8 protein-coding genes, 1 tRNA gene and 1 rRNA gene are annotated in these 8,325 nt (G+C 47.9%); all 10 read left to right on the forward strand.

The window, feature by feature from the left end:
* The first annotated feature begins 7 nt into the window (after positions 1-7).
* The 10 genes from rrf to trpA all read left to right on the forward strand — a co-directional run bounded on the left by rrf (position 8) and on the right by trpA (position 7,952).
* A 5S ribosomal RNA gene (gene rrf / locus DUE52_RS31870) occupies positions 8-119 on the forward strand.
* A gap of 79 nt (positions 120-198) precedes the next feature.
* A tRNA-Pro gene (locus DUE52_RS31875) sits at positions 199-272 on the forward strand.
* Between the two features lie 183 nt (positions 273-455).
* Entirely contained in the window at positions 456-1,898 is a 1,443-nt protein-coding gene (locus tag DUE52_RS31880; protein ID WP_114410203.1) for an anthranilate synthase component I family protein, read from the forward strand.
* A 13-nt stretch (positions 1,899-1,911) separates the two neighbouring features.
* Positions 1,912-2,478: an anthranilate synthase component II gene (locus DUE52_RS31885; protein ID WP_114410196.1), complete on the forward strand. Its 567-nt coding sequence runs from the start codon at positions 1,912-1,914 to the stop codon at positions 2,476-2,478.
* Entirely contained in the window at positions 2,475-3,149 is a 675-nt protein-coding gene (locus DUE52_RS31890) for a class I SAM-dependent methyltransferase (protein WP_114410197.1), read from the forward strand. The genes DUE52_RS31885 and DUE52_RS31890 overlap by 4 nt, the downstream gene beginning before the upstream one ends.
* Positions 3,150-3,176: 27 nt before the next feature.
* Positions 3,177-4,166, forward strand: coding sequence for an anthranilate phosphoribosyltransferase (gene trpD, locus DUE52_RS31895; protein WP_114410198.1), 990 nt, complete (start codon positions 3,177-3,179; stop codon positions 4,164-4,166).
* 69 nt (positions 4,167-4,235) lie between these two features.
* Entirely contained in the window at positions 4,236-5,060 is an 825-nt protein-coding gene (gene trpC, locus DUE52_RS31900) for an indole-3-glycerol phosphate synthase TrpC (RefSeq protein WP_114410199.1), read from the forward strand.
* Positions 5,057-5,704 carry a phosphoribosylanthranilate isomerase gene (locus tag DUE52_RS31905; RefSeq protein WP_114410200.1) on the forward strand — a complete coding sequence of 216 codons (648 nt, stop codon included), beginning with the start codon at positions 5,057-5,059 and terminating at the stop codon, positions 5,702-5,704. The genes trpC and DUE52_RS31905 overlap by 4 nt, the downstream gene beginning before the upstream one ends.
* Positions 5,705-5,857: 153 nt before the next feature.
* On the forward strand, positions 5,858-7,060 hold the full coding sequence (trpB, locus tag DUE52_RS31910; protein ID WP_114410201.1) for a tryptophan synthase subunit beta: 1,203 nt from the start codon (positions 5,858-5,860) through the stop codon (positions 7,058-7,060).
* 76 nt (positions 7,061-7,136) lie between these two features.
* Entirely contained in the window at positions 7,137-7,952 is an 816-nt protein-coding gene (gene trpA, locus DUE52_RS31915; RefSeq protein ID WP_114410202.1) for a tryptophan synthase subunit alpha, read from the forward strand.
* Positions 7,953-8,325: the final 373 nt, after the last annotated feature.

An 8,325-nucleotide genomic window follows, 5' to 3' on the forward strand; every position in this document is an offset into this window, starting at 1 on the left:
GAGCTGGGATGGTGGCAAGGGTGCGGGGGAACACCTCTTCCCATACCGAACAGAGCCGTTAAGCCCCGTTACGCCGATGGTACTGGAGTCACTTCCGGGAGAGTAGGTTGCCGCCACCACAGATTACAATGTACCCATCTCCTTAAACCGAGATGGGTATACTTTTTTCTTTTTTACAAAATAATTACCTTTGCCTATCGGGGTGTAGCGCAGCTCGGTAGCGCGCTACGTTCGGGACGTAGAGGTCGTGGGTTCGAATCCCGCCACCCCGACTTAAAAAACATTTGTAACCATGCGTTTTGGATTAACATCTTCTAATCTTTGGTGGCGTTCTTCTTCAATCGAAGTTGAACAGTCAGCGCATGCTTTGTAAAACCGATCCTATTGGTTCTTTCGAAAGCCCACTGTTCAAACCAGTGGGCTTTTTTTGTTTTCTAACCATTTCCTTTTCAATCATGATTGCACCCTTTAAAGAACAAAAACCGGCCTTCAAGGTGACCAGTTCCTACCGCAAGATGCTGGCTGACACTTTGACACCTGTCAGTATTTATCTTCGCCTGAGAGATAAGTTTGTCAACAGTATTCTGCTTGAAAGCTCAGATTACCACGGGAATGACAACAGCTATTCGTACATCTGTTTTGATCCCGTTGCAAAATTTGAATTTGATGGTAATTCTATAAAGATTGACTATCCAAACGCTACGTCAAAATCCGTCGAGATTTCTCCAAAAGATGACTTGCTGACGGAAATCGAAGACTTTAGAGCCGGATTTCAGTATCAGAAATTCCCGTTTCCGTTTATTACCAATGGCCTTTTTGGTCACATTGGCTACAATGCGGTTCAGTTTTTTGAAGATATTTCGTTGAAAGCGGATGGAGCCGAAAACGACGTGCCGCTGGTCGTTTACCAGGCATTTCGGTATGTAATTGCGATCAACCATTTTAAAGACGAACTCTATCTTTTTGAGCATTCGTATTTGGAAGAAGGTCAGGAGCCTGCTCCCCATACTCTTGATTACATTGAAACCCTTATTAAAAACCGCAATTTTCCGTCCTATTCCTTCCAAACTACGCAGGATGAACAGTCTAATTTTACGGATGAGCAATTCCTGGAAATTATTCAAAAAGGAATCGAACATTGCCACCGGGGCGACGTATTCCAGATTGTGCTTTCTCGTAAGTTTTCTACAACTTTTCGGGGGGATGAATTTAACGTCTACCGCGCTCTGCGCTCGCTGAATCCGTCGCCTTATCTCTTCTATTTTGATTATGGCAATTATAAATTGTTCGGATCGTCGCCGGAAGCTCAGATTGTTATTAAAGGACAGAACGCCATCATTTATCCCATTGCCGGCACCTTTCGCCGGACTGGCAATGATGTAGCGGATGCGGAATTGGCGCAAAAACTGCATAACGATCCGAAGGAAACCGCCGAACACGTGATGCTGGTCGATCTGGCGCGGAATGACCTGAGCCGGAATTGCAAAACCGTTAAAGTTGAAACCTTTAAAGAGGTGCAATATTACTCGCACGTCATTCACCTGGTGTCGAAAGTCGTGGGTGAACTGGATGAGAATACAAAACCGTTGCGGATTGTGGGCGAAACTTTTCCGGCCGGAACCTTGTCGGGTGCTCCCAAGCACATGGCGATGCAGTTGATTGATCGGTACGAAAAAACGAGCCGTGGGTTTTACGGCGGGTGCATTGGTTTCATGGACTTCAGTGGCGATTTCAATCAGGCGATCATGATCCGGACGTTCCTCAGCAAAAACAATACGTTACATTATCAGGCCGGCGCTGGCGTGGTTGCCAAATCGAATCCGGAAAGTGAATTGCAGGAAGTACATAACAAATTGATGGCCTTGCGGACGGCCATGAAACAGGCTGAAACAATCTAAAACAACGGTTTTTATGAAAGTGCTGGTTATCGATAACTACGATTCGTTTACGTACAACCTCGTCTATATTCTTCGCGAGTTGGGCCATACCGTTGATGTGTATCGGAATGACAAAATTTCGCTGGAAGATGTAGATACTTATGACAAGATATTGTTGTCGCCCGGTCCCGGGATTCCGTCGGAAGCTGGCATTATGCAGGAAATTATTCGCACCTATGCGCCTACCAAAAGCATTTTAGGCATTTGCCTCGGCCATCAGGGAATCAGCGAAGCGTTTGGTGCGACGCTGGAAAACATGACGGATGTCTACCACGGCGTTGCGCATCGCACCTTTGTAGAAAATACCACCGAACGGTTATTCAATGGATTGCCAAATGAATTGCTGGTGGGGCGGTATCACTCCTGGACGGTTATTCCCGAAAGTATTCCGGCCGAGTTGACGGTTACGGCGGTCGACGAAGAAGGCCGCGTAATGGGCGTGGCGCATAAAACATATGACGTGCGGGGTGTTCAGTTTCACCCCGAATCGGTGTTAACGCAGCACGGAAAACAGATGCTGGAAAACTGGTTGAACGCATGATTCTGGATTCTGTTGTTCCCTGGGGCCGTTCGCTGGCCGAATACCGGCGAATGTTCAACTTAACCGAAGCAGATTTGGCCAAAACCGTCCTCGGCGTTGGCGACGGCCCGGCCAGTTTCAACGCTGAAATGACGGAATTGGGGCACTCCGTGATTTCAATTGATCCGGTTTATGCTTTTTCAACGGATGAAATCGCTTCCCGGATTAAGAAAACGTACGGTACGGTGGTTGAGCAAACCCGATCCAATGCGTCTCAGTACAACTGGACGGATTTTCGGGATGCGGATGATTTGGGAAATCAGCGGATGAAGTCGATGAATTTATTCCTGGCTGATTACGAAACCGGGAAGCTTCAGGGACGCTATCGGACAGAATCGCTACCCAAACTTTCTTTCCCGGATCATTCCTTTGATTTGGCGCTCTGTTCGCATTTTCTGTTTCTGTATACGACGCATTTGTCAGAAGAGTTTCATAAACAGGCCATTAGCGAATTGTTGCGCGTTGCCAATGAGGTACGAATTTTTCCGTTACTGGATTTAAGTGGTCAGCTTTCGCCGTATGTAAATGCCGTTTCGGATGAGTACTGGAAGAACGGGTTTTCATTTGAATTGGTAGAAGTACCGTATCATTTTCAGAAGAATGGCAACCAAATGCTTTGCATCAAAAGATAAATAACGCATCCTATTTCTATTAACCTCATGAAAGAAATACTGAATCACCTGTTCGAATACAAGACCTTAACCAAAGAAGAAGCCCGGCGGGTGTTGATCGGAATCAGTACCGGACAATACAATACCTCGCAAATTGCCGCATTTCTAACAGTTTACATGATGCGGAGCATTACCGTCGAGGAACTCGAAGGCTTCCGCGATGCCATGCTGGAACTGTGTCTGCCTGTCGATTTGTCGGAATATGACGTCATGGATTTGTGCGGAACCGGTGGCGATGGCAAGGATACCTTCAACATTTCAACCTTGTCGGCTTTTGTTGTGGCGGGTGCCGGGCAGCGGATTACCAAACACGGCAATCACGGCGTGTCGTCGATGTGCGGGTCGTCGACGGTCATGGAATTTCTGGGTTACCGGTTTACAAATGATTATGATGTGCTGCGGAAAAAAGTCGAAACCGCCGGCATTTGTTTTCTGCATGCGCCCCTCTTCCACCCGGCGATGAAAAATGTCGGGCCGATTCGGAAAGAATTGGGTGTAAAGACATTTTTTAACGTTTTGGGGCCGATGGTGAACCCGGCTTTCCCGAAAAAACAGCTCGTTGGCGTGTTCAGTCTTGAATTAGCCAGATTGTATGCGTATCTTTATCAGCAAACGCCTAAGCGGTTTATGATCCTACACGCTCTGGATGGCTATGATGAAGTGTCGTTGACCGGCGCCTTTAAAACGATCACCGCACACGCTGAGCAAGTGCTGACTCCGCACCAAATCGGCTTGCCCCAACTTCAGCCTGAACAATTGGCCGGGGGTAAGTCCGTCGAAGATTCTGCCCGTATTTTTATGAATGTGTTGAACAACGAAGCCACCTCCGCCCAAACGGATGCGGTTATTGCCAATGCCGCTATGGCCCTGGTAGCCGCCGAACGGGCGAAAACCGTTGAGGAAGGCATTCAGCAGGCGCGGGAATCGCTGGAAAGCAAGCGGGCGTTGGACAGCCTTAAAAAATTATTGGCGGCTTAAGGCTAAAGAAGAATTGAATCGGTTGTAAAGAAAATTACAAAGTGCAATACCACCGGAATAAAGAATAGAATGGACGTACTTGAACGGATTATTGAGCGGAAGCGAACCGAAGTAGACTACCAGAAAACCGTCGTATCCCAACGGGAGCTCGAACAACGGCCGCAGTTTAAGCGACAGCCGCTGAGTGCTTACGACGCGCTTCGGCGACCCGGTTCATCGGGTATTATTGCCGAATTCAAGCGAAAATCTCCTTCCAAAGGCATCATCAACGATCAGGTTCTGGTGCCCAACACCACGGCGGGTTACGTCCGGGCCGGTGCCGCCTGTCTGTCGGTTTTAACGGACGAACCGTTTTTTGGCGGTACGTCTGAGGATTTGATCCAGGCGCGACAGGCTAATCCGTCAACCCCGATTATCCGGAAGGATTTCATCATCGATCCGTACCAGATTGTAGAAGCCAAAGCAATCGGTGCGGATTTTATTTTGCTCATTGCCGCCTGCCTGACGCCCGAACAAGTTCAACAGTACTGCCAGGTCGCGCACGATTTGGGTCTGGAAGTACTGCTTGAAGTTCACGATGAGGAGGAATTGGCCAGCCATTTGACCGAAACCGTCGATCTGGTGGGTGTCAATAACCGCAATCTGAAAACGTTTGTGACCGATCTGTCAACGTCCGTCCGGCTTTCAACGTTAATTCCCGATTCATTCGTCAAAATTTCCGAAAGCGGTTTGCAGCAGGCCGAATCCATTCTGGCGCTTCAGCAAGTCGGTTATCAGGGCTTTCTGATCGGCGAAACGTTTATGAAAACCGCTGACCCGGCACAGGCTTTGCAGCACTTACTCGATGAATTGAACCAGTTGCATCCATTATCTCAAAAACACTATATCGTATGAAAGTAAAAGTCTGTGGAATGCGGGATTCCGACAACATCCGTGATTTGCTCGCCCTGGCACCCGATTTTATGGGATTTATTTTTTACGACAAATCACTGCGGTTTGTTGGTGAAGAACTGGACGCTGAACTGTTGAAATCATTTCCGCGCAGCACGAAAAAAGTGGGTGTATTTGTCAACGCCAGCCCGGATTACATTCTGCGCAGCGTTAAAAAGTACGACCTGCAATACGTTCAGTTGCACGGAACTGAAACGCCCGACTTCTGCCGGAATCTGCGGAACCGGGGTGTCAGCGTCATCAAAGCCTTTTCGGTCGATGAAACGTTCAACTTCAGCATGCTGAACAATTACAAACCGTCCTGTGATTTCTTTTTGTTCGATGCAAAAGGCGATCAGTTTGGCGGCAACGGCATCTCGTTCGACTGGAGTTTGATGAATCGCTACGATAACGACAAACCGTTTTTTATCAGTGGCGGCATCGATGCGGAAAGTCTTGACGCTCTGGATAAACTCAAACACCTGAAGCTGTATGGCGTTGATATTAACAGCAAGGTTGAAATGAGCCCGGGTCTGAAAGACATCGAACTGGTCAAAGCGATCATTACCGGACTGAAACCTATCGAAGAAGAGGAAACCGTCGCTTAACCCGCAATCTATTGAGATATTTATACATTCAGAGACCGCATTTTGCGGTCTTACAGGCTTTTCTGCCTTATTTAAATAGATAGTAATCAAAAATTGCCCGGTAATCCTAATCGGTGCGGTTCTACAGTTACTGCATACTTGTTTTTGAGTACAATGGAAACTACAGAAGTAAAATCAGCTTTTCAGGTCGACGAACGGGGATACTACGGCACATTCGGTGGCGCATTCATTCCGGAAATGCTTTATCCAAACGTAGAGGAACTACGCCAAAATTATCTGTCTATAATTTCCGATCCGGCTTTTCAACAGGAATGGCGGGATTTACTGACCGATTATGTGGGTCGTCCAACCCCACTTTTTCATGCCCGTCGTCTGTCAGCCGCTTACAACACAACAATTTACCTGAAGCGCGAAGACCTGTGTCATACGGGTGCTCATAAAGTGAACAATACCGTCGGCCAGATTCTGGTGGCCCAGCGATTGGGCAAAAAACGGATTGTGGCCGAAACCGGTGCGGGTCAGCACGGCGTTGCCACGGCGACGGTTTGCGCCTTGATGGGTCTGGAGTGTATTGTCTATATGGGTAGCATCGACATGGAGCGCCAAAAGCCCAACGTCGACCGGATGCGAATGTTGGGGGCAACGGTCGTTCCGGCCACCAGCGGAAGTCAAACCCTGAAAGATGCTACCAACGAGGCCATGCGCCACTGGATCAATAATCCGGTCGATACCCATTACGTGATCGGTTCGGTCGTTGGGCCGCATCCCTATCCGGATATGGTAGCTCGTTTTCAGTCCATTATTTCCGAAGAAACCCGCAAGCAATTGCTGGAAAAAACTGGTCAGGCCAATCCCGATTATGTCATTGCCTGCGTGGGTGGAGGGAGTAATGCTGCCGGTGCTTTTTACCATTATCTGGACGAACCGTCGGTGAAACTGATTGCTGCCGAAGCGGCCGGTCAGGGTGTACAATCGGGCCATTCGGCTGCGACGACTGCCCTGGGGAAACCCGGTATTTTGCACGGAAGCAGTACCATCCTGATGCAAACCGAAGATGGCCAGGTCGTCGAACCCTATTCGATCTCCGCCGGTTTGGATTATCCCGGTATTGGACCCTTACACGCTCATTTGTTTTCTTCCGGTCGTGGTTGGTTTTACGCGATTACTGACGAGGAAGCATTGGAATCGGCCTTTGAATTGAGCCGTCTGGAAGGAATCATTCCGGCCCTGGAGTCATCACACGCCTTAGCCTGTTTGCCCAAACTGAAAGCCCGCCCGGACGAAACCGTCGTGATTTGCCTTTCAGGCCGTGGCGATAAAGATTTAGCCGCCTACACGACTCGTCTTCCAAAATAACCATCACACGTACTCTGTAATCTTCCGCCAGGTAAAAGCTGGCGGGAAAGCATTCCATTCCCTAAAAAACACTGCCATGAACCGCATTACCGCATTGTTTCAAAAGAAGTCCGAACAGATTCTGAACGTTTATTTCACCGCCGGTTTTCCCCAGTTGCACGATACCGCACCGATTTTGGAGACGTTGCAGGAAGCCGGTGTTGACCTGATCGAGATCGGAATGCCGTATTCGGATCCGGTTGCCGATGGCGAAACCATTCAGCAAAGCAATCAGAAAGCGTTACACAACGGGATGTCATTGCGGGTTTTGTTCGAGCAACTTGAGGGAATTCGGCAGAAGGTTCGGGTGCCAATTTTGTTGATGGGCTATCTAAATCCGGTCGTTCAGTTCGGAGTGGAAGCATTTTGCCGGCAGTGTGCCGAGGTGGGTGTAGATGGAATCATCGTGCCGGATTTGCCAATTGATGTATACGAACGGGAATACAAGGCCATTTTCGATCAGTATGGGTTGCAAAATATCTTCCTGATAACGCCCCAGACAACTGAAAACCGTATTCGACAGATTGATCAGTTAACGAATGGGTTCATCTATATGGTCTCATCGGCCAGTACGACAGGCTCACAAAAGGGAATCACGGACGAAATGAAAGCCTATTTCAGCCGGATCGAAGCAATGAAAATAAAGAATCCGCGCCTGATTGGTTTCGGAATTCAGGATTATTCGACCTTTCAAACCGCTAGTCAGTATGCCAATGGGGCCATCATTGGGAGCGCATTCGTCCGTTTGCTGGAGCAAAATCAGGAAAATAAAACCGCAGCAATTCATGATTTTATCCACTCAATCCGGTTTTCGGAGCCTCAGGAAAAAATAAATTCCGTTCTTACCGCCTAATAGTCAGCAATGTAGAAAGTATTCTACATTTATTTTGGTTAGAGGTCTTGACAAAGGTTAAAATAATGCGGTACTTTGCAGTCCCAAATCGGGGATACGACGCGGGGCAAGGGCAACTAAGCAGTTGATATACAAAGGCTTAGGGGTTAAAAAAGAAAAAGCAGCCAAAAATTATTTTTTCTTTTTTATTTTGATTTTTCAAAACCTTCTCTTACCTTTGCAGTCCCAAATCGGGGAAAGAGTAGAAAAAAAATAGCTTACCGATTGAAACGCTCGTTTTCGGGTTCTCAGTCACCGTTTTCCAAACGTGGAAAATATGTTCTTTGACGTAGTGGACAGAAGTACCAAAACAACCAATTCGACGACATAACAG

It is taken from the genome of Larkinella punicea (assembly GCF_003334855.1).
Lineage (GTDB): Bacteria > Bacteroidota > Bacteroidia > Cytophagales > Spirosomataceae > Larkinella > Larkinella punicea.

What these genes read in the sequence shown, in the direction of transcription:
- DUE52_RS31905 (WP_114410200.1), top strand. Translation starts at nt 5,057, where the DNA reads ATGAAAGTAAAAGTCTGTGGAATGCGGGATTCCGACAACATCCGTGAT.
- trpD (WP_114410198.1), top strand. Translation starts at nt 3,177, where the DNA reads ATGAAAGAAATACTGAATCACCTGTTCGAATACAAGACCTTAACCAAA.
- trpC (WP_114410199.1), top strand. Translation starts at nt 4,236, where the DNA reads ATGGACGTACTTGAACGGATTATTGAGCGGAAGCGAACCGAAGTAGAC.
- trpB (WP_114410201.1), top strand. Translation starts at nt 5,858, where the DNA reads ATGGAAACTACAGAAGTAAAATCAGCTTTTCAGGTCGACGAACGGGGA.
- DUE52_RS31885 (WP_114410196.1), top strand. Translation starts at nt 1,912, where the DNA reads ATGAAAGTGCTGGTTATCGATAACTACGATTCGTTTACGTACAACCTC.
- DUE52_RS31890 (WP_114410197.1), top strand. Translation starts at nt 2,475, where the DNA reads ATGATTCTGGATTCTGTTGTTCCCTGGGGCCGTTCGCTGGCCGAATAC.
- trpA (WP_114410202.1), top strand. Translation starts at nt 7,137, where the DNA reads ATGAACCGCATTACCGCATTGTTTCAAAAGAAGTCCGAACAGATTCTG.
- DUE52_RS31880 (WP_114410203.1), top strand. Translation starts at nt 456, where the DNA reads ATGATTGCACCCTTTAAAGAACAAAAACCGGCCTTCAAGGTGACCAGT.